Raw genomic sequence first — 19,409 nt, 5'->3', positions numbered from 1 at the left:
TTAGTTTCTAAAAACTAAGCTGCAATGGTTTCTCTCGACCAAATTGTCGAGGATGCTAAACGTGATTTCTCTGGAGCTGCCGATTCGGCGGCTCTTGAGGACGCGAAAGCCAAGTATCTCGGTAAATCAGGTGTTCTCACCGAGCGTCTCAAAGCGCTTGGTGGAATGTCGCCTGAAGAGCGCAAGAGTGCTGGCGCCCAAATTAATCAAATCAAAACTCAAGTAGAGACTGCATTACAAGAGCGCCGTCAAGCTTTGGCGGATGCCGTATTGCTCCAACGTTTAGCTGCTGAATCGATTGACGTCTCCTTACCAGGGCGCGGTCAGACAGTGGGTAGCTTACATCCCGTCATGCGGACTTGGGAGCGTGTTGAGGAGATCTTTCGCTCCATTGGTTTTGATGTGGCTGATGGTCCTGAAATTGAAACTGATTGGTTTAACTTCACAGCACTCAATAGCCCAGAAAATCATCCTGCGCGTTCAATGCAGGATACCTTTTATATCGATGGCAAAGATGCTCATGAGAAGCCTTTGCTATTGCGTACCCACACCAGTCCAATTCAAGTGCGCTATGCAAGTGAGCATGTCAAGAAATATGCCAACGCTGATGTGATGCCACCGATTAAAGTGATTGCCCCTGGTAGAACCTATCGAGTGGATAGTGATGCAACCCACTCACCCATGTTTCATCAGGTTGAAGGTTTGTGGATTGCTGAAAGTGTTTCATTTGCAGATCTTAAGGGCGTTTATACCGACTTCTTGAGAACCTTCTTTGAAGCAAACGAATTACAAGTGCGCTTTCGCCCGTCGTATTTCCCATTCACGGAGCCTTCTGCAGAAATTGATATGGCCTTTGGCAGTGGCAAGCTTGCCGGCCGTTGGTTAGAGATTTCTGGTGCAGGGCAGGTTCATCCGAATGTGTTGCGCAATATGGGCATTGATCCAGAGCGTTACACCGGCTTTGCCTTTGGTTCTGGTTTAGAGCGTTTAACTATGTTGCGTTACGGTATAGATGACTTACGCCTCTTCTTTGAAAACGATTTACGTTTTTTAGCGCAATTTCCTGCATAAAAAAATAATCCCTATAAATACATATGCAATTTTCTGAATCTTGGCTCCGACAGTATGTGAATCCAGCGCTTGATAGCGATGCTTTGGGTCATGCTATGACGATGGCAGGTTTAGAGGTTGAAGAGCAACATTCAGTAGCGCCTGCATTTACGAAGATTGTGGTTGCGCAGATTTTGTCTGCCGAGCAACATCCCGATGCTGATCGTTTACGTGTTTGTAAGGTAGATGCTGGTACGGGCCAAGAGTTACAAATTGTTTGTGGGGCGCCGAATGCGCGCGCTGGCATCAAAATTCCATGCGCTTTAGTTGGCGCTGAATTACCTCCAGCAGAAGCAGGTGGTAAGCCTTTTATGATTAAAGTCGGCAAGCTGCGTGGCGTAGAGAGTCAAGGCATGCTGTGCTCAGGTCGTGAGCTTGGTCTTGGCGATGATCACGAAGGTATTTTGGAGTTGCCAGCAGATGCACCAATTGGTGAAGATATTCGCAAGTATCTTGACTTAGACGATCAAGTCTTCGTCATTAAGTTAACCCCAAATAAAGCGGATTGCCTCTCCTTAATGGGTATGGCAAGAGAGGTCTCTGCGATTACTGGTGCCCCCCTTTGTGTGCCTAAATGGAATGCGCCAGCAGTATCAATTGTTGACAAGCGTAAGGTTACTGTAGAGAGCAAAGAGCTCTGCGGACGTTTTGCTGGTCGCGTGATTCGTGGCGTCAATCCTCAGGCTAAAACACCTGATTGGATTGTGCAGCGTTTATCACGTGCCGGCCAAAGAAGTATTTCTGCATTGGTTGATCTCTCTAACTACGTGATGTTAGAGATGGGTCAACCTACACACGTATTTGATATCGATAAGTTAGAAGGTGACATTACTGTGCGCTGGGCTAAAGCTGGCGAAACACTTGAACTCCTCAACGGTCAAACAGTAACCCTCGTTGGCCCCGACTCTGCAGGTAAGCTACAAGAAGCAGGGGTGGTCGCTGATCAAAAAGGTCCAGTAGCCTTAGCTGGAATCATGGGTGGTAATCATTGCGCTGTAAGCGATGACACCAAAAACATTTATGTAGAGGCAGCATATTGGTTGCCTTCAGCCATTCAAGGGCGTGCCCGTCGCTTCAATTTCAGCACTGATGCTGCTCATCGTTTTGAACGTGGCGTAGACCCGCAAAATACCGTCTATTGCCTTGAATATCTCTCATCCTTAATTCTGGAAGTCTGTGGTGGCCAAGTTGGCCCTGTAGATGATCAAGTCCTGAACGTACCAGAACGTAAGCCAGTCAAAATGCGTTTGGCACGAGCAGAAAAAGTGATTGGCATCCCCCTCACTAAAGAAGTAGTTGCAGATGTATTCCATCGGCTTGGTTTTGAATTTAAGCAAGAAGGGGATGTATTTGAAGTTACGCCTCCTAGCTATCGCTTTGATATTGAAATTGAAGAAGATTTGATTGAAGAAGTTGCTCGGATGTACGGCTTTGAAAATATCCCTGATCAGCCACCGATAGCTTCACTCAAGATGAGCGCTAAAGCTGAAGCAAAGCGTGGCATTCATTTATTACGTCAGCGCTTAGCTTTGCAAGGTTATCAAGAAGCAGTCAATTTTGGCTTTACTGATTTCGAAAGCGAGCAGCGCCTAGCTGGCGCGCAAGAGGAAGATGTGATTCAGGTTCTCAATCCCATTGCTAATCAGTATGGCGTGATGCGAAGCAATCTTTGGGGTGGTTTACTGTCTAACCTCAAATCTAATTTAAATCGGGGGGCAGGGCGAGTGCGCCTGTTCGAGACGGGTCGTGTATTTAAGCGAGATTCCAAGGTTCAAGAAGCCTCTGGCAAAGTAGCAGGCTTTCATCAGCCCCAGAAAATTGGTGGTTTAGCTTATGGGTCATCCGTTCCAGAGCAGTGGGCGAGCATGACGAGAGCGGTTGATTTTTTCGATGTCAAGGGCGACCTAGAGCGTGTTTTAGACCCATTGCATTTTGTAACTGAATCAGCCCAACATCCTGCCTTACATCCGGGGCGCAGTGCAAAAGTATTGATTAATATCGGCAAAAACACGATTGAAGTTGGCTGGATTGGTGAGTTACATCCAGGTTTACAGCAGGCGTATGAACTTCCTCAAGCACCTGTGCTATTTGAACTAGATTTAGAGTCTATACGTGAACTTGGTTTGCCTGTACCAGAGGAGTTGAGTAAATTTCCCGCAGTGCAACGAGATTTAGCGCTAGTAGTGAAGCAAAGTGTTTCTGCTCAGTCCTTATTGGATGCAATGACTTCCACAAAACAGAATTTTGTCCGCTCTATTGAACTCTTTGATGAATTTAAGCCAAAAGCAGGCTCAAGTAGTATGGCGGATGATGAAAAGAGTTTGGCATTTCGAGTGACTTTACTTAACCCTCAGGAAACATTGCAAGACCCTCAAATTGATGCTGTTATGGCTGCATTATTGGGTGCAGTAGAAAAAAAATGCACAGCTCGTCTGCGCTAGGTTTACTATTACAGTTATCAAGAGAAATATCAAGATACAAAGCTACATAAGAGACTATCAATGAACGAATTACTTGCCAGCGATACCGTTACCAAAAACGAACTTTCAGAAGCGCTCTTCGATCAAGTGGGCTTAAACAAACGTGAAGCAAAAGATATGATCGACGCGTTCTTTGATCGTATTGGTAAATCACTTGAGGCTGGTACTGAAGTAAAGATTTCTGGCTTCGGTAATTTTCAGTTGCGCAATAAATCGGCTCGTCCTGGCCGAAATCCAAAGACAGGTCAAATGATTCCAATTGCTGCTAGACGTGTAGTCACCTTTCACGCAAGTCAAAAGCTTAAAGATGTAGTGGAGTCGCATGCTCGAGAAAACCGAGTTTGATGCTAGCTCGGCACTCCCGAGCTCTCAACTCCCCCCCATTCCAGCCAAGCGCTACTTCACTATTGGTGAGGTAGCTGACCTCTGCGGCGTGCGTTCACACGTTCTACGTTACTGGGAACAAGAATTCTCTCAGCTGAGCCCGCAGAAGCGTCGTGGTAATCGTCGCTACTATCAGCACCATGAAGTGGTCTTAATTCGTAAAATTCGTGCCTTGTTGTACGAAGAGGGCTTTACTATAAGCGGCGCTCGAAATCGCCTTGAAGAAGCGCGCGGAGAACTCCGTTTGCGTGATGAATTGCAAGCCGTTCTGCAAATTCTGTCTAAATAGATACTGATACAATTTTGTCTTTCGTCGGGGCGTAGCGCAGCCTGGTAGCGTACATGCATGGGGTGCATGTGGTCGGAGGTTCAAATCCTCTCGCCCCGACCATTTATTTTTTTAGTCTTTTAATGTATTCCAATATGAATCCATCAAACCCCAGCTCGCAAAATCACAATAGAATAATTTACTTTGGCTTGGACATACCCTTTTTGGATCATTTGGGTGTAGTGCCTGAATATGCAGAAGCAGGCAAAGTACGAATTAGCTATACCGTGAAGCCAGAACATACCAATAGCTTTCATGTTGCTCAAGGCGGCCTCATCATGACTCTTTTGGATTTTGCGATGGGGGCTGCCGCGCGAACCGCTTCAAATCATGAGTTAGGTGCAATTACCATTGACATGACTACCAGTTTCTTAAGGCCTAGCTTAGGAAAAATCATCGTTGAAGGCAGCCTTTTGAAAGCCGGCAAGTCTATTAACTACTGTGAGGCTGTTGCTCTGAATGAGGCTGGAGAGATCACCGCGAAGGCTAGCGGGACTTTTATGTTGAGAAGGTAATATTCACCATAATTAATAATAGTATTTATAATGATTGTGTTTAATTAATAACTATTATTACTATAAACCCTTGATAAATATGGGTCTATATTCATAATCCATTTATATTTCTCCATTAAGAAGTTTATCTATATAATAAGGACACGAAATACATTATCAATAAGATATTTCTAATAACCTATTATTGGAGTAATCAATAGATGTCTTCTTATAAAGAACTTTTAGCTCAACGCGAGCAATTAGATAAGCAAATTAAAGAAGCAATTAACCGTGAAAAAGCCGACGGAATTGCAAAAGCGAAGCTCATTATTGAGCAATATCACCTAACTGCCTCAGACCTATTTAGTCGTAAATCAGGTGGTAAAAGTGCTGGCGGCAAGGTGGCCCCTAAGTATCGCAACCCATCTACCGGTGAAACTTGGACAGGACGCGGTAAGGCTCCCAAGTGGATTGAGGGTAGAGATCGCAGTAATTACCTCATTTAAGTGGCTTGGTAAGTCAGTAAGCTACTGAAATGATTAAAAAAAGGCCGCTTCAGCGGCCTTTTGTATTTTTGTATTACTAGGCACATTTCCTAGCTAAAGCCTCCAGAAAGAGCGGTTCCAACAGCTCATGGCGACTGCTCTGGGCTAATGAGGCTTCTAGGTCAGGATTTGTGGCTGGGTAGCCAATAATCAGGGGGTTTAGGTCTATCAAGCCATTTTCAAGCTCTTCTTTAATGGATTCTGAGAGTGGTGACCTGTTTCCGTGGTTTTCGTCCGCTAAGGCAACTACGCCAGGGTGAAGCTTAATAAAACCTTCATCTACTAGTATAGGAATGCGCTGTGTGTCCTTGTTTTTACTAAGATAATGGATTAAATGAACTTGCTCAACTGGCGGGATTAGCGCGTCCAGGAAGATTAAATCCGGTGCTATGGAAACCGCCTTCATTAAGCCTTCTAAACTATCTACCGCCACCTCCATATGGACTTTGAGGTGCCAATCTTGAATGGATTGCAATAACTCCTCACTATTCTCAGTTCTCCTAAAAATACCCATAGCGATGCAGTTTTGGGTAGTTTTCTGCCGCATAGCCCGTTTTCTTCTCTGAAGTTGCTGCTCAAGTGAGCTAGCGAGAATGCGGCGATGGCCGCCACGGGTCTTCCAGGCGATTAATTCGCCTAATTCCACCATTTTTTGAACAGTTCCTAAAGAGATCTGTAGGACTTTGGCGCTTTGCCTAGTACTGAGATATTCCATTTCTGGCTTAATTGCTTTCATATTCCCCTTAATTTCATTAATTCACTTGAAGATTTAGAGAATAAAAATCAATTCGAATTCTATCTGTCCGTAGTTATTGAAAGCTAAGTAGGAAAGTTCTTATTCATTTCTGATTTATGGGGGGGAATCCCGAAATCCTCCTCATCAGGGAAAGTCCTTTATCCAGCAATGGGCAATCGTGTTAAATTACTGCTGTAGTGTCTGTATATGCACAGAGCAATTCGTGAAACGGTAGAGCCGCGTAACGGAAGGTTATAACCACAGTTTTTAATCGGGAAACCCGATGAAAGGTGAGCATCATGATGCAGGACCAAAGGGATAATTCCTATCTCTTCGGCGGAAACGCCCCCTATGTAGAAGAACTCTACGAATCCTACTTGCACGATCCAGCTTCTGTTGCTGATCATTGGCGAGATTATTTTGATAACGTGAAACAAGTCCCGGCTGTGGATGGTTCATCTCGAACCGACATTGCGCACGGACCGATTGTTGCGTCATTTGCTGAACGGGCTAAACAAGGTCCTATTAGAACAATTTCTGATTCAGCTGACTCGGAAATGGGTCGTAAGCGGGTTGCAGTCCAACAGTTAATTGCGGCGTATCGTAACGTCGGTAACCGCTGGGCCAACACTGATCCCTTAAAGCGGACAGAGCGCCAGGATATTCCTGAGCTTGATCCAGCTTTCTATGGCTTTACTGATGGCGATATGGATATCGTCTTCAATACCAGCAATACATTCTTCGGAAGAGCTGAAATGAGCTTGCGTGATTTACTGCAAGCATTGCGTGAGACCTATTGCGGCACGATTGGTGCTGAATATATGTTCATCACTGATCAAAAGATTAAAAAGTGGTGGCAAGAGAAGCTGGAATCGATTCGCTCAAAGCCCTCATTTAACGTTGATAAAAAGCGTCAGATTTTAGATCGCATTACTGCTGCTGAGGGCTTGGAACGTTATCTTCAGGCGAAGTATGTTGGTCAAAAACGCTTCTCTCTTGAGGGGGGTGAAAGTTTTATTGCCTGTATGGATGAATTGATTCATGAGGCTGGTGCCAAAGGTGTTCAAGAGATTGTGATTGGCATGGCTCATCGCGGTCGTCTGAATGTTTTGATAAATACTTTAGGAAAAATGCCTAAAGACTTGTTTGCTGAGTTTGAGCATAAAGGTCCTGAAACCTTACCGGCTGGTGATGTGAAGTATCACCAAGGTTTTTCAAGTGATATCTCGACACCAACCGGTCCAGTGCACGTTTCTTTGTCTTTTAATCCCTCTCACTTAGAGATTGTGAATCCTGTAGTGGAGGGTTCAGCTCGTGCTCGCATGGATCGTCGCGGGGACGTATTAGGGCAGCAAGTACTTCCTGTCCTAGTGCATGGTGATGCTGCCATTGCTGGTCAGGGCGTGATGCAAGAAACTTTAGCGATGGCTGAAGTGCGTGGATACTCGACTGGCGGCACAGTTCACATTGTGATTAATAACCAAATTGGTTTCACGACTTCAGATCCGCGAGATTTGCGCTCTAGCTTGTACTGTACGGACATCATGAAAATTATTGATGCGCCGGTATTGCATGTGAATGGCGATGATCCTGAGGCAGTCGTATTAGCAACTCAGCTGGCTATCGAGTTCCGTACACAATTTCATAAAGATGTGGCAATCGACATTGTTTGCTTCAGAAAACTGGGTCATAACGAGCAAGATACACCCTCGATGACTCAGCCCTTGATGTATAAAATTATTGCTGCGCATCCTGGTACACGCAAGCTATACGGCGATAAGCTAGAGGCGGAAGGAACGCTACCCGTTGGCACGGGAGATCAGATGGTCAAGGACTACCGAGCTGCGATGGATGCTGGTAAACAGACTTCTGACCCAGTTCTGAGTAATTACAAAGGCAAGTTCTCAGTGGATTGGTCGCCATTTTTGAATAAGAAATGGACCGATGAGGCTGACACAGCGATACCGCTAACGGAGTGGAAGCGCTTGGCAGAACGTGTTTCAACTGCCCGCGAAGGTTTTAAAGTACATCCCTTGGTTGAAAAGGTATTAAATGATCGCGCTGCAATGGGTCGCGGTGAAACGAATGTCGACTGGGGTATGGGTGAGCATATGGCCTTCGCATCCCTAGTGGCCAGCGGTTATCCAGTGCGTTTATCTGGTGAGGATAGTGGTCGTGGTACCTTTACGCATCGCCATGCAGTTTTACATAATCAAAATCGTGAGAAGTGGGATACCGGTGTTTATATTCCCTTGCGCCATATTGCAAAAGATCAAGCACCATTTCTCGTGATTGACTCCATCCTGTCTGAAGAGGCCGTGCTTGGATTTGAATATGGGTATGCTTCCGCCGAGCCGAATACGCTGACGATTTGGGAAGCACAGTTTGGTGACTTTGCTAATGGCGCTCAAGTGGTGATTGATCAGTTCATCGCCTCTGGCGAAGTGAAGTGGGGTCGTGCCAATGGCTTGGTCATGATGTTGCCGCATGGTTATGAGGGCCAAGGTCCAGAGCATTCTTCTGCGCGTCTTGAACGTTTTATGCAGTTATGTGCAGATACCAATATGCAGGTCATTCAGCCAACCACAGCATCACAGATTTTCCATGTATTGCGTCGCCAAATGATTCGTCAGTTCCGCAAACCGCTGATCTTGATGACGCCTAAATCATTGCTGCGCAATAAAGAGGCTGCGTCACCTTTATCTGAATTTACTAAGGGTGGATTTCAAACGGTTTTGGGTGAGCGTGATGACACGATTGACGCTAAACAAGTAACTCGTTTAATTATGTGCTCTGGTAAGGTCTACTACGACTTAGTGAAGCAGCGGGCTGAAAGAAAGATTGCTGATGCAGCGATCATTCGTTTGGAGCAGTTATATCCATTCCCGCACAAAGCATTAACTGCTGAGTTGAAGAAATATCCAAAATTGGAAGAGGTAGTCTGGTGTCAAGATGAACCACAAAACCAGGGCGCCTGGTTCTTTGTACAACACAACATCTTAGAGAACATGTCTGATGGTATGAAGCTAGCATATGCGGGCCGTCCTGCATCTGCTTCGCCGGCTTGTGGATATGCTCATCTGCATCAAGAACAACAGAAGTCTCTTCTCAATACGGCATTTGCCAAATTAAAAGGTTATGTGATTACGAAATAATCGTCTTCATTACTCATATACATATAAACAGGATTAATCATGGCTATTTTTGAAGTTAAAGTTCCCCAACTCTCCGAGTCAGTTGCTGAAGCAACTTTATTGCAGTGGAAAAAGAAAGTCGGCGACGCAGTGGGTCAAGACGAGATCTTGATTGAAATTGAAACCGATAAAGTCGTACTTGAAGTGCCATCACCTTCCGCAGGTGTTTTGACAGAAATCATTGTTGCCGATGGCGGCACTGTTGTTGCTGAACAATTGCTAGCAAAGATTGACAGCACTGCTGTAGCCTCTGCTCCTGCTGCAGCTCCAGCTCCAGCTACACCTGCTGCCGCTCCTGCGAAAGCTGCTGCACCTGCTAAATCTGCTGGCGCAGCAGCTGCTCCTTCAGCGGCAAAGATCCTCGCCGAAAAAAATGTCAGCGCTGCGCAAGTAGCTGGCTCTGGTCGTGATGGCCGTATTACCAAGGGCGATGCTTTGAATGCCACTGCAGGCGGAACAAAGTCTGCTGCCTTGCCGAATGTATCCATTCCAACTGGCGATCGTCCAGAAGAGCGCGTACCGATGAGTCGCTTGCGTGCTCGCATTGCTGAGCGTTTACTGGAGTCACAGGCCAACAATGCCATCTTGACCACCTTCAACGAAGTCAATATGGCCCCCGTGATTGCCATGCGCAATAAATATAAAGACCAGTTTGAGAAAGTTCATGGCGTGAAGTTAGGCTTTATGTCTTTCTTTGTAAAGGCAGCTACGCATGCTTTGAAGAAATTCCCATTGCTGAATGCTTCTGTTGATGGCAACGATATTGTTTACCACGGCTACTTTGATATTGGTATCGCAGTGAGTTCGCCCCGCGGCTTGGTAGTGCCTATTTTGCGCGACGTTGACCAAATGAATTTGGCCGACATCGAGAAGAAAATTGCAGAGTTCGGCACCAAGGCTCGCGAAGGCAAGTTGTCGATTGAAGAGTTGACTGGTGGCACCTTCTCCATCTCTAACGGCGGTGTGTTTGGTTCTATGCTTTCCACCCCAATCATCAACCCTCCACAATCTGCCATTTTGGGTATTCATGCGACTAAAGATCGTGCTGTAGTTGAGAATGGTCAAGTGGTGGTTCGCCCCATTAACTATTTAGCTCTGTCTTATGACCATCGCATCATTGATGGTCGCGAGGCTGTACTTGGTTTGGTTGCCATGAAGGATGCTTTAGAAGATCCCTCACGTCTTCTCCTTGATTTATAAGAAGGGAAGATCATGAGCCAAGCTTTTGATGTCCTTGTAATCGGTGGTGGCCCGGGTGGCTATATCGCCGCAATTCGTGCAGCGCAACTGGGTTTTAAAGTAGCCTGTGCTGAGTCAAATGCCTTTGATGATCCTAAGGGTGAGCCCCGTTTAGGCGGTACTTGTTTGAATGTCGGCTGTATCCCTTCCAAAGCCTTGCTGGCTTCTTCTGAAGAGTTTGAGAAGATCAGTCACCATGCTGCTGATCATGGCATCAAAGTGGGCTCTGTCAGTATTGATTCTAAAAAGATGATTTCTCGTAAAGATGAGATCGTTACTAAGATGACTGGCGGTATTCAGTATTTATTCCGCAAGAACAAGATCACCTTGCTCAAGGGCCATGCTTCTTTTGAGAGTAAGGGTGCCGACGGTTATCAAGTGAAAATTGATGGCAAGGACAAAGAAACGGTTTCTGCCAAGAACGTGATCATTGCTACTGGATCTAAAGCACGTCATCTGCCTGGTTTGCCTGTAGATAATGTATTGATCTGCGACAACGAAGGTGCATTGAAGTTTGATTCTGTGCCTAAGAAATTAGGTGTGATTGGTGCCGGTGTGATTGGTTTAGAGCTCGGCTCTGTATGGCGCCGGTTGGGCTCCGAAGTCACTGTGCTAGAAGCATTGCCTTCATTCTTAGCTGCTTGCGATACCGGTATTGCTAAAGAAGCGCAAAAACTGTTTGTGAAGCAGGGTCTGAACATCAATATGGGTGTGAAGATCGGTGATGTGAAGGTCGATAAAAAGGGTGTTGTCGTTAACTACACTGATAGCGCTGGTAAAGCTGAAAAATTGGAATGCGATCGCTTGATTGTTTCTGTTGGTCGCATACCGAATACCGATAAATTAGGTTTGGACAAGATTGGCCTCAAAGTAGACGAGCGCGGTTTTATACCAATTGATGACCACACCTGCGCTACAGCAGCGCCTGGCGTTTACGCTGTGGGTGATGTTGTTCGTGGACCCATGTTGGCCCATAAAGCAGAAGACGAAGGTGTCCTGGCTGCTGAAATCATTGCTGGCCAAAAACCACACATTGATTACAACTGTATTCCGTGGGTAATTTACACAGATCCTGAAATTGCTTGGGTTGGTAAAACAGAGCAAGCTCTCAAAGAGGCTGGCATTGCTTATAAAGCGGGTCAATTTCCATTTGCAGCGAACGGTCGTGCATTAGGTATGGGTCGTGCTGATGGTTTCGTGAAAATATTGGCTGATACTAAAACCGATGAGATTCTTGGAGTACACATCATTGGACCAAACGCTTCCGACTTAATTGCTGAAGCTGCGGTTGCCATGGAATTCAAAGCGGCAGCAGAAGATATTGCTCGCATCTGTCATCCGCATCCAAGTTTGTCAGAGGTGATGCGCGAAGCAGCATTAGCGACAGATCAACGTGCACTCAATATGTAATTGAAAACCATTGAGTATTACCATCAAGAGTTAAAAGCCCGCGGGTATCATAGCGATCCCGCGCAGCTTCGCGCTGTAGAGCGTTTACAGCAGTGCGAAGATGAATGGATTGCCTATAAAGAGATCCGCAGTAACAATCTCAAAAAAGCGCTGTTTAAGCCTGCCTTGCCTCAAGGGCTTTATCTCTGGGGTGGCGTTGGACGTGGTAAATCTTTTCTCATGGACTGCTTTTATGCAGCTTCCCCAATAGAGAAAAAGATTCGTATTCACTTTCATGAGTTCATGCGAGAGGTGCATCGAGAATTGCATGAGCTCTCAGGATTGGCAGATCCGCTTGATGAGCTAGCAAGGCGTATTTCCAATCGCTATCGCTTAATTTGCTTTGATGAGTTTCATATCAATGACATTGCTGATGCCATGATTTTGTACCGCTTACTCAATGCGCTCTTTGTGGATCGCGTGCAATTTATCATGACATCGAATTATCGGCCAGATCAACTGTATCCAAACGGCCTTCACCGTGATCGCTTGCTGCCCGCAATCAAACTGTTAGAAGAGAAGTTGGATGTTCTGAATGTCGATGCGGGTAATGATTACCGCCGCGTGCAAATGGCTCAAGTTGAAGCGTACTTAACACCTGTTAATGCGCAAACTCAGGTTACCCTGGGTCAAATGTTTCAAACCCTGATTGGTAACCAAAAAGAGACACGTAACCCTGTCTTATATATCGAGTCTCGTGAGTTACGACCGCTCCATATGGCTAACGGCGTAGTGTGGTTTGATTTTCAAGTTCTCTGTTGTGGTCCCCGTTCTCAAAATGACTATCTTGAGATCGCCAAGCAGTTTCATACGGTGATTTTGTCTGGAGTGCCTTATATGCCACCCAGAATGACCAATGAGGCACGACGCTTTATTTGGCTGATTGATGTCTTATATGACCATAAAATCAAGCTTATCATGTCTGCTGAAGTCCCAGCGCCAGATTTATACACAGAGGGTCAAATTACCGCTGAATTCTCCAGAACCGTGTCCCGTTTGATCGAGATGCAGTCTCGTGACTACTTGGATGCGCCTCGTCGGCTCATTGACACCAGCTTGACCTAAAATAGGGTCATGAGTAGCTTTTCTACCTTAAATGCCGATTTGCACTGCCACTCAGTAATTTCTGATGGCACTTTAACTCCTGAAATATTGGCAGAACGTGCCAAAGCCAACGGAGTGAACTTATGGGCGCTGACCGATCATGATGAGTTGGGTGGTCAGCAGCGTGCCAAAGCAGCGGCTAGTGCTCTCAGTCTGGATTATTTAGCTGGCGTCGAAATTTCAGTGACCTGGATGGGGCAAACCATCCATATCGTTGGCCTTGGGATTGATGCGGACCATGTGGGCATCATTGAAGGTTTGCGTCGTACTCGTGATGGTCGTGGCAATCGCGCGAAGTTAATGGGCGAGCAATTGCTCAAAGTGGGTATACCGGGCGCATACGAAGGTGCATTACATTACGCTGGTAATCATGAACTCATCTCTCGAACCCACTTTGCTCGCTTTTTAGTTGAGCAGGGTGTTTGTAAAGATACAGAGCACGTCTTTAAAAATTATTTGGTTGAAGATAAACCTGGCTATGTGCCGCATATGTGGGCCAAGCTAGATGATGCAGTAGCATGGATTAAGGCTGCCGGTGGTGTGGCAGTGATTGCGCATCCTGGTCGCTATAACTTTAATGCCATGCAAATGGACGAGTTATATAAACACTTTAAAGATATTGGTGGTCTTGGTATCGAGGTGATCACTGGCAGTCATAGCCCAGATCAATATCTGACCTTCGGCAAGATAGCCCAGCAATATGGATTTCTGGCCTCACGTGGATCAGATTTTCATGACCCCGACGAAAGTCATATTGATTTAGGCACCTTGCCCCATTTGCCTGAGCACTTGACGCCAGTTTGGTCAGTGTTTCACTAATACAACTTCACAATAAAGATAAAGAAAAACGATGTTTGCTGAACGTGTTTTATCCGGTATGAGGCCTACGGGCAATTTACATCTTGGCCATTACCACGGCGTATTAAAAAATTGGGTGCGCTTGCAATCAGAATATCCCTGCTTTTTCTTTGTTGCGGATTGGCATGCCCTCACTACTCATTACGAAACTCCCGATGTCATTGAGCAATCCGTTTGGGATATGGTGATCGATTGGTTGGCTGCTGGTGTAGATCCCAATCAAGCCACTTTATTTATTCAGAGCAAGGTGCCCGAGCATGCTGAATTGTTCTTATTGCTCTCGATGGGAACTCCTTTGGGCTGGTTAGAGCGGGTGCCGACTTATAAAGATCAGATCGAAAAGCTCAAAGAAAAAGACCTGCAAACCTATGGTTTCTTGGGCTACCCCTTACTCCAAGCCGCCGATATTCTGATTTATCGGGCTCAGCATGTACCCGTGGGGGAAGATCAGGTTCCTCACGTAGAAATGACTCGTGAAGTTGCACGTCGTTTTAATTATCTTTATGGTCGTGAGCCTGGCTTTGAAGAAAAAGCACTCGAAGCGGTGAAGAAATTAGGTAGTAAGCGCGCCAAGATGTATTTAGAGTTACGCATTGCATATCAAGAGCGCGGTGATGATGAGGCCCTAGAACAGGCTAAGGCACTACTGCAAGAGGCGCAAAGTTTGTCGATGGCTGACCGCGAAAGACTCTTTGGATTCTTAGAGGGTGCACGCAAAATCATTCTCCCAGAACCACAAGCTTTATTAACTTCTGCTTCCCGTATGCCTGGTATAGATGGTCAAAAAATGTCCAAATCTTATGGCAACACCATTAGCATTCGCGAGCTGCCCGAAGAGGTGGTTAAGAAAATTAGAACCATGCCTACAGATCCTGCTCGAGTCCGCAGAACAGATGCTGGAGATCCGGCACGTTGTCCTGTATGGCAATTGCATACCGTCTATTCAACTGAAGAAACTAAGCAATGGGTAGATCAGGGTTGTAAGTCTGCTGGGATTGGCTGTCTTGAATGTAAGCAACCGGTCATCGATGCAATTTTGGATGAACAGCAACCGATGTTTGAGCGTGCCCAAAAGTATTTGGACGATCCAAGTCTTTTGCGTTCGATCATTGCTGATGGTTGCGATAAAGCGCGAAAAGTCGCCCAAGAAACTATGCGTGAGGTCCGCGAAGCAATGGGTCTTGCGTACGATTGAGATTTTGCTTGACAGCGCAGCATGATGCTCAGCTAAATGCCTCCCCTTGGGTGAGGCGCTTTGCCTCACACATTCCTAAAGAGGGTTTGGTATTAGATCTGGCATGCGGTGCAGGTCGCCACGCTACTTTCTTAGCTGACATGGGCTACTCCGTGTTCGCTGTTGATCAAGATATCGCTTTGATTAAGCAAAAAAAGCACCCCCTAATTACAAGTAAAGCTTTCAATTTGGAGTTGGAGGAGTGGCCCTTAGAGGATCACGAATTTAGCGGTATTGTGGTGACTAATTACCTCTACAGACCTCATTGGGATCGTCTAGCCCCAATGTTAGCCAATGGCGGTGTTTTGATCTATGAAACCTTTGCCCTTGGCAACGCCCAATTTGGTAAACCATCCAATCCAAATTTCCTTTTAAAAACTGGGGAATTACTAGCTTTAGCAGCTCGCCATGGCCTAAAAGTCATTGCCTACGAGGATATTTATATAGATGAACCCAAACCAGCCATGGTTCAGCGCCTTTGTGCTCTAAAAGAAGGGTGAAAAGGGCACATTCCGTTACAATTTCAAGCTTAAGACAGTTATCAATCGGTAAACATTCGGTGACAAATCCAGTTCATTCCAAAACTAGTAAAAAGACCATTTCAGGCAGCATGCCCGCTATTGTTACGCCGATGTTTGACGACGGCAGTTTGGACTTTGCTAGCCTCAAATCTTTGCTTGATTGGCATGTTGCCGAAGGAACTGATGGAATCGTCATTGTTGGCACTAGTGGTGAGTCGCCGACCGTCTCTGTAGAAGAACATTGCGAATTAATTCGAGTAACGGTAGAACATATCGCAGGACGTATTCCGGTGATCGCTGGTACTGGTGGTAATTCCACAGCTGAAGCAATTGAATTAACGAAATTTGCTAAAAAGGTTGGTGCTGATGCCAGCCTCCAAGTAGTTCCTTACTACAACAAGCCTACGCAAGAGGGCATGTATGCCCACTTCAAAAAGATTTCTGAGGCTGTAGATTTGCCAGTGATTTTGTATAACGTACCTGGACGTACTGTAGCTGATTTATCTGGTGATACTGTGGTCCGTTTGGCGGCTGTGCCAGGCATCATTGGCATTAAAGATGCAACCGGTAGTCTAGAGCGTGGCACCTTATTGATCAATGATCTCAAGCGAGCAGGTCATGGTGATTTCTCGGTATTCTCCGGCGATGACTTAACGGCTGCGATGTTGATTTTGATGGGTGGTAAAGGCAATATCTCCGTCACTGCTAATGTGGCACCTCGTCTCATGCATGAGTTGTGTGTTGCTGCGATGTTGGATGATGTTCAAAGAACGCGTGAGATTCAATATCAATTAATTGCTGTGCATAAAGCCATGTTTACCGAGGCCAACCCAATTCCAGTGAAATGGGCGCTTCATGAAATGGGTAAGATTACCGCGGGTATTCGCTTGCCCTTAACCCCTTTGAGTACCTCACTAAGAGAGCCATTAAAGGCAGCATTAAAACAGGCTAACTTACTATGATGAATTTGCTTTTGCTCTCTCGCCGATGGTTGCCTTTATTGGTTTTGCCGTTGTCTGCTCTCGCATTAATTTCTTGCAAGTCGGTTACTAGTAACGATACGGTTGACTATAAGAGTTCTGGAGCCGTTCGTGGTCCTAATTTGTCCTACCCACCAGATTTGATTACCGCCCAGGCTGACCGCCGTTATATTGTTCAAGATGGTACGGCCACCATGTCTGAGTACAACGCAGCTGTTAAAAAATCAGCACAAATGCGAACCAATGTGATGACGGGCATTCCAGGCATGCGCATTGCGAAAGATGGCGAGCGCAGGTGGCTGGTGGTAGAAAAACCTGCGCCTGAACTGTATCCACAAGTAAAAGATTTCTGGCAAGAGAATGGCTTCTTACTAGTAGTGGATTCGCCTTCGACCGGCATTATGGAAACCGATTGGGCTGAAAATCGTGCAAAGATTGCGCAGGATTGGATTCGTTCGACCATTGGTGGTGCGCTAGATTCAATCTATGACACTGGTGAGCGTGATAAATATAAAACCCGTTTAGAGGTCACCAAGCCAGGTGAAACAGAAATTTATATTACTCAACGTGGTGCGATAGAAAAATGTACCACTGATACCACTGGCGCCTGCCTTTCTACTATTTGGACTCCTCGCCCAAATGATCCAGAGCTTGAAGCGGTCTTCTTGGCGCGTTTGATGGAACGCCTAGGGATGACTCAGGAGCAGGCTAAGGCCATGGTTGCTGCTCCATTAGGTCCTAAGACGCCCAAGGCGAAGTTTGTACAAGAAGGTAATAACAAGGGTTATATTGAGTTGAGCGCTGGTTTTGATCGCTCATGGCGCGATATTGGTTTGGCACTTGACCGCTCCAACTTCACCGTTGAAGATCGTAACCGCTCACAAGGCGTGTATTTTGTTCGCTATGTGAACGCTAAGGATGTGGGCGATTCCAAAGGTTTCTTCTCGAATCTCTTCAGCAGCAAAGATGATTCAAAACTGCAGGCTAAAAAATACCAAGTGATCGTGAAGACTACTGGTGAGAATTCTTCTAACGTCTACGTGCAAGACGCTGATGGCAAGCCTGAAAATACACCCGCTGGCTTCCAGTTATTGACACTGCTGACCGAGCAATTAGCTAAATAGGAAGCGCACGCTTTTTGATAACTACAGTTCATTTTTGACTCAATAAAAAAGCCGCTTTTCAGCGGCTTTTTTTCTTCATGAAGAAGATTACTTCTTAGCGTCAGCAGCAGGAGCGGCTGGAGCAGCAGGGGCTGCAGGAGCGGCAGCAGCAGGAGCTTCAGCAGCAGGAGCGGCAGGAGCTGCAGCAGCAGGAGCTTCAGCAGGTTTTGCTTCTTCTTTTTTGCCGCAAGCGGCCAAAGCGATAGCTAACATTGCAGCAAATACGAGTGACTTCTTCATTTGTAATTTCCTCTAAAAAAATTAAACACCAATTATCGATAATTGTTGTGGGAGATACCAAGGGCAAATCCCTAGGTAGTTTCCTGTATTTATTATAGCCATACCGGATTAATCTTCGAAAATCAGCCAACCAGCGAGGTAGGCTTCATAAAGACTTGTTTTGCTGCTATTTTTAAGCCGGTTAGTTTGCAGTCTTTTGGCGGACGATAGCTCGTTCCAGGCAGATATGATCTCGATGGTTTGATCTTTTGTGACATTGTCCCCATTGCAAAATACCTGCTTGCCAAGGCTCAAAATACGGCTTTGGGGGCTTGGAAGGAGTGATGTATTAGCTAGCTTCTTGAGGAATTGGCTCGGGCTTAAGGGCTGCATGGGGCCATCAAAAAATGCCTGCTGTTTGGGTTCGGATAGGTATGCGGTGATGCCAGGTAAAAATCGATCAATTTGGTTCAAGTTCAGGCTAGCCAACTGTTCACGTAATTGTTTGATGAGTTCTTGTGGAAGTTGCTCAGGGCTGGCGGTTGACCCCTGTTTTGGGTCAGCAAATTTACGATCTAAATCGGGAATGTCTTCCAAGGATTCGGCGAGTCGCCATAAACCCTCTTGAAGCAACTCTTTAAAGCTAGGAGAGCGAAACCCTACAGACCAGGTTTGACAGCCAGCATCTAAAGCGATCCCATCATGAGCCACATGGGGCGGGAGATACAGCATATCGCCGGGCTCAAGCACCCACTCTTGTTCGCATTGAAAATTCTGCAGAATCTTCAGCGGTAACTTAGTATCGAGGCTCAAGTCTTTCTGTTGAGAGATGCGCCACTGTCTTCTTCCCGACATTTGGATGAGAAAAACATCATAGGAATCAAAATGGGGTCCCACGCCTCCGCCAATGCCAGCAATACTGATCATCAGGTCATCTAAGCGAGCATCAGGTATAAAGCGAAACCAGGAAAGCACTTTTGCGGCTGCGGGATGATGCGCTTCCATACCTTGGAGCAAAAGCGTCCAGTCCCGCATATCGAGCTTGGGTAAGGATTTTTTCTGGAAGGGTCCCTGATCAAAGCGCCAAGGCTTAGATTGAATGAGGCGAGACTCTACTTCCTCTTGAGCGGCAAAGTGAACTAATTGTTCATAAGAAATCGGGCTTTCTAGCGACTCCTCGTTTTGAGAGCAAAGCGCAAAAGCTGGAATGGCTCCCCGAACAAGCAAGGGCTTTTTATGCCAAAACCGTTTCATGAACTGCTCAGGGCTCATTCCGCCAAATAGGGCCCAGGACTCGTTTAAAGGGAGCTTTTGGGGTGCTTGGGGCGGCTGATAAGGCTTGCTCAAGTAAAATGAACTCATAAAGTAAAG

General features: G+C 46.0%; 18 protein-coding genes and 1 tRNA gene. 16 read left to right on the top strand and 3 right to left on the bottom strand.

Annotated elements, in window-relative coordinates:
- Positions 1–24: 24 nt before the first annotated feature.
- The 7 genes from pheS (at position 25) to AOC29_RS05950 (ending at position 5,302) form a co-directional block, all read left to right on the top strand.
- Positions 25–1,071 (top strand): phenylalanine--tRNA ligase subunit alpha, encoded by a 1,047-nt coding sequence (gene pheS, locus AOC29_RS05980; RefSeq protein ID WP_215294731.1) that lies wholly within the window; start codon positions 25–27, stop codon positions 1,069–1,071.
- A 23-nt stretch (positions 1,072–1,094) separates the two neighbouring features.
- Complete coding sequence (pheT, locus tag AOC29_RS05975) at positions 1,095–3,551, top strand: phenylalanine--tRNA ligase subunit beta (protein ID WP_215294730.1); 2,457 nt, start codon at positions 1,095–1,097, stop codon at positions 3,549–3,551.
- Between the two features lie 60 nt (positions 3,552–3,611).
- Positions 3,612–3,935: an integration host factor subunit alpha gene (locus AOC29_RS05970; protein WP_215294729.1), complete on the top strand. Its 324-nt coding sequence runs from the start codon at positions 3,612–3,614 to the stop codon at positions 3,933–3,935.
- Complete coding sequence (locus tag AOC29_RS05965) at positions 3,913–4,263, top strand: MerR family transcriptional regulator (RefSeq protein ID WP_215294728.1); 351 nt, start codon at positions 3,913–3,915, stop codon at positions 4,261–4,263. Before AOC29_RS05970 ends, AOC29_RS05965 begins: the two co-directional genes overlap by 23 nt.
- Positions 4,264–4,288: 25 nt before the next feature.
- Positions 4,289–4,365 (top strand) — tRNA-Pro (locus AOC29_RS05960).
- 86 nt (positions 4,366–4,451) lie between these two features.
- Entirely contained in the window at positions 4,452–4,817 is a 366-nt protein-coding gene (locus AOC29_RS05955; RefSeq protein WP_251369934.1) for a PaaI family thioesterase, read from the top strand.
- A 200-nt stretch (positions 4,818–5,017) separates the two neighbouring features.
- Positions 5,018–5,302, top strand: a complete 285-nt coding sequence (locus AOC29_RS05950; RefSeq protein WP_215294726.1) for an H-NS family nucleoid-associated regulatory protein — start codon at positions 5,018–5,020, stop codon at positions 5,300–5,302.
- A gap of 76 nt (positions 5,303–5,378) precedes the next feature.
- On the opposite strand, the gene AOC29_RS05945 is transcribed toward AOC29_RS05950, so the two are convergent.
- A complete protein-coding gene (locus AOC29_RS05945) occupies positions 5,379–6,077 on the bottom strand; it encodes a helix-turn-helix domain-containing protein (RefSeq protein ID WP_215294725.1) in 699 nt (232 codons plus the stop codon).
- 299 nt (positions 6,078–6,376) lie between these two features.
- Here AOC29_RS05945 and AOC29_RS05940 point away from each other — a divergent pair, with 299 nt between their 5' ends.
- The 9 genes from AOC29_RS05940 (at position 6,377) to bamC (ending at position 17,780) form a co-directional block, all read left to right on the top strand.
- Complete coding sequence (locus AOC29_RS05940; RefSeq protein ID WP_215294724.1) at positions 6,377–9,232, top strand: 2-oxoglutarate dehydrogenase E1 component; 2,856 nt, start codon at positions 6,377–6,379, stop codon at positions 9,230–9,232.
- Between the two features lie 39 nt (positions 9,233–9,271).
- Positions 9,272–10,471 (top strand): 2-oxoglutarate dehydrogenase complex dihydrolipoyllysine-residue succinyltransferase, encoded by a 1,200-nt coding sequence (odhB, locus tag AOC29_RS05935; RefSeq protein ID WP_215294722.1) that lies wholly within the window; start codon positions 9,272–9,274, stop codon positions 10,469–10,471.
- Positions 10,472–10,483: 12 nt separating this feature from the next.
- The gene (lpdA, locus tag AOC29_RS05930) at positions 10,484–11,920 is read left to right on the top strand and encodes a dihydrolipoyl dehydrogenase (RefSeq protein ID WP_215294720.1); all 1,437 of its coding nucleotides are present in this window, start codon (positions 10,484–10,486) and stop codon (positions 11,918–11,920) included.
- Positions 11,921–13,024, top strand: a complete 1,104-nt coding sequence (zapE, locus tag AOC29_RS05925) for a cell division protein ZapE (RefSeq protein WP_215294718.1) — start codon at positions 11,921–11,923, stop codon at positions 13,022–13,024.
- 9 nt (positions 13,025–13,033) lie between these two features.
- Positions 13,034–13,882 carry a 3',5'-nucleoside bisphosphate phosphatase gene (locus tag AOC29_RS05920; RefSeq protein WP_215294716.1) on the top strand — a complete coding sequence of 283 codons (849 nt, stop codon included), beginning with the start codon at positions 13,034–13,036 and terminating at the stop codon, positions 13,880–13,882.
- A 31-nt stretch (positions 13,883–13,913) separates the two neighbouring features.
- The gene (locus AOC29_RS05915) at positions 13,914–15,116 is read left to right on the top strand and encodes a tryptophan--tRNA ligase (RefSeq protein ID WP_215294715.1); all 1,203 of its coding nucleotides are present in this window, start codon (positions 13,914–13,916) and stop codon (positions 15,114–15,116) included.
- Positions 15,117–15,124: 8 nt separating this feature from the next.
- Positions 15,125–15,655 (top strand): bifunctional 2-polyprenyl-6-hydroxyphenol methylase/3-demethylubiquinol 3-O-methyltransferase UbiG, encoded by a 531-nt coding sequence (locus tag AOC29_RS05910; RefSeq protein WP_251369933.1) that lies wholly within the window; start codon positions 15,125–15,127, stop codon positions 15,653–15,655.
- A gap of 110 nt (positions 15,656–15,765) precedes the next feature.
- Positions 15,766–16,638: a 4-hydroxy-tetrahydrodipicolinate synthase gene (dapA, locus tag AOC29_RS05905; RefSeq protein ID WP_215294713.1), complete on the top strand. Its 873-nt coding sequence runs from the start codon at positions 15,766–15,768 to the stop codon at positions 16,636–16,638.
- Positions 16,635–17,780 (top strand): outer membrane protein assembly factor BamC, encoded by a 1,146-nt coding sequence (gene bamC / locus AOC29_RS05900; protein ID WP_215294711.1) that lies wholly within the window; start codon positions 16,635–16,637, stop codon positions 17,778–17,780. Before dapA ends, bamC begins: the two co-directional genes overlap by 4 nt.
- Positions 17,781–17,867: 87 nt before the next feature.
- Here bamC and AOC29_RS05895 read toward each other — a convergent pair whose 3' ends face one another.
- Both AOC29_RS05895 and AOC29_RS05890 read right to left on the bottom strand, forming a co-directional pair.
- On the bottom strand, positions 17,868–18,059 hold the full coding sequence (locus AOC29_RS05895; RefSeq protein WP_215294709.1) for a hypothetical protein: 192 nt from the start codon (positions 18,057–18,059) through the stop codon (positions 17,868–17,870).
- Positions 18,060–18,167: 108 nt separating this feature from the next.
- On the bottom strand, positions 18,168–19,400 hold the full coding sequence (locus AOC29_RS05890) for a cupin domain-containing protein (protein ID WP_215294708.1): 1,233 nt from the start codon (positions 19,398–19,400) through the stop codon (positions 18,168–18,170).
- Between the last annotated feature and the right edge of the window lie 9 nt (positions 19,401–19,409).

This window comes from Polynucleobacter sp. JS-JIR-5-A7, assembly GCF_018687935.1.
Classification (GTDB): Bacteria; Pseudomonadota; Gammaproteobacteria; order Burkholderiales; family Burkholderiaceae; genus Polynucleobacter.
This window is presented reverse-complemented; position numbering and strand designations above follow the sequence as displayed.

Excerpts from the sequence above, each read along its gene's own strand:
- pheS (WP_215294731.1), top strand. The coding sequence starts at position 25 with ATGGTTTCTCTCGACCAAATTGTCGAGGATGCTAAACGTGATTTCTCT.
- pheT (WP_215294730.1), top strand. The coding sequence starts at position 1,095 with ATGCAATTTTCTGAATCTTGGCTCCGACAGTATGTGAATCCAGCGCTT.
- AOC29_RS05970 (WP_215294729.1), top strand. The coding sequence starts at position 3,612 with ATGAACGAATTACTTGCCAGCGATACCGTTACCAAAAACGAACTTTCA.
- AOC29_RS05965 (WP_215294728.1), top strand. The coding sequence starts at position 3,913 with ATGCTCGAGAAAACCGAGTTTGATGCTAGCTCGGCACTCCCGAGCTCT.
- AOC29_RS05950 (WP_215294726.1), top strand. The coding sequence starts at position 5,018 with ATGTCTTCTTATAAAGAACTTTTAGCTCAACGCGAGCAATTAGATAAG.
- AOC29_RS05945 (WP_215294725.1), bottom strand. The coding sequence starts at position 6,077 with ATGAAAGCAATTAAGCCAGAAATGGAATATCTCAGTACTAGGCAAAGC.
- AOC29_RS05940 (WP_215294724.1), top strand. The coding sequence starts at position 6,377 with ATGATGCAGGACCAAAGGGATAATTCCTATCTCTTCGGCGGAAACGCC.
- odhB (WP_215294722.1), top strand. The coding sequence starts at position 9,272 with ATGGCTATTTTTGAAGTTAAAGTTCCCCAACTCTCCGAGTCAGTTGCT.
- lpdA (WP_215294720.1), top strand. The coding sequence starts at position 10,484 with ATGAGCCAAGCTTTTGATGTCCTTGTAATCGGTGGTGGCCCGGGTGGC.
- AOC29_RS05920 (WP_215294716.1), top strand. The coding sequence starts at position 13,034 with ATGAGTAGCTTTTCTACCTTAAATGCCGATTTGCACTGCCACTCAGTA.
- AOC29_RS05915 (WP_215294715.1), top strand. The coding sequence starts at position 13,914 with ATGTTTGCTGAACGTGTTTTATCCGGTATGAGGCCTACGGGCAATTTA.
- dapA (WP_215294713.1), top strand. The coding sequence starts at position 15,766 with ATGCCCGCTATTGTTACGCCGATGTTTGACGACGGCAGTTTGGACTTT.
- bamC (WP_215294711.1), top strand. The coding sequence starts at position 16,635 with ATGATGAATTTGCTTTTGCTCTCTCGCCGATGGTTGCCTTTATTGGTT.
- AOC29_RS05895 (WP_215294709.1), bottom strand. The coding sequence starts at position 18,059 with ATGAAGAAGTCACTCGTATTTGCTGCAATGTTAGCTATCGCTTTGGCC.
- AOC29_RS05890 (WP_215294708.1), bottom strand. The coding sequence starts at position 19,400 with ATGAGTTCATTTTACTTGAGCAAGCCTTATCAGCCGCCCCAAGCACCC.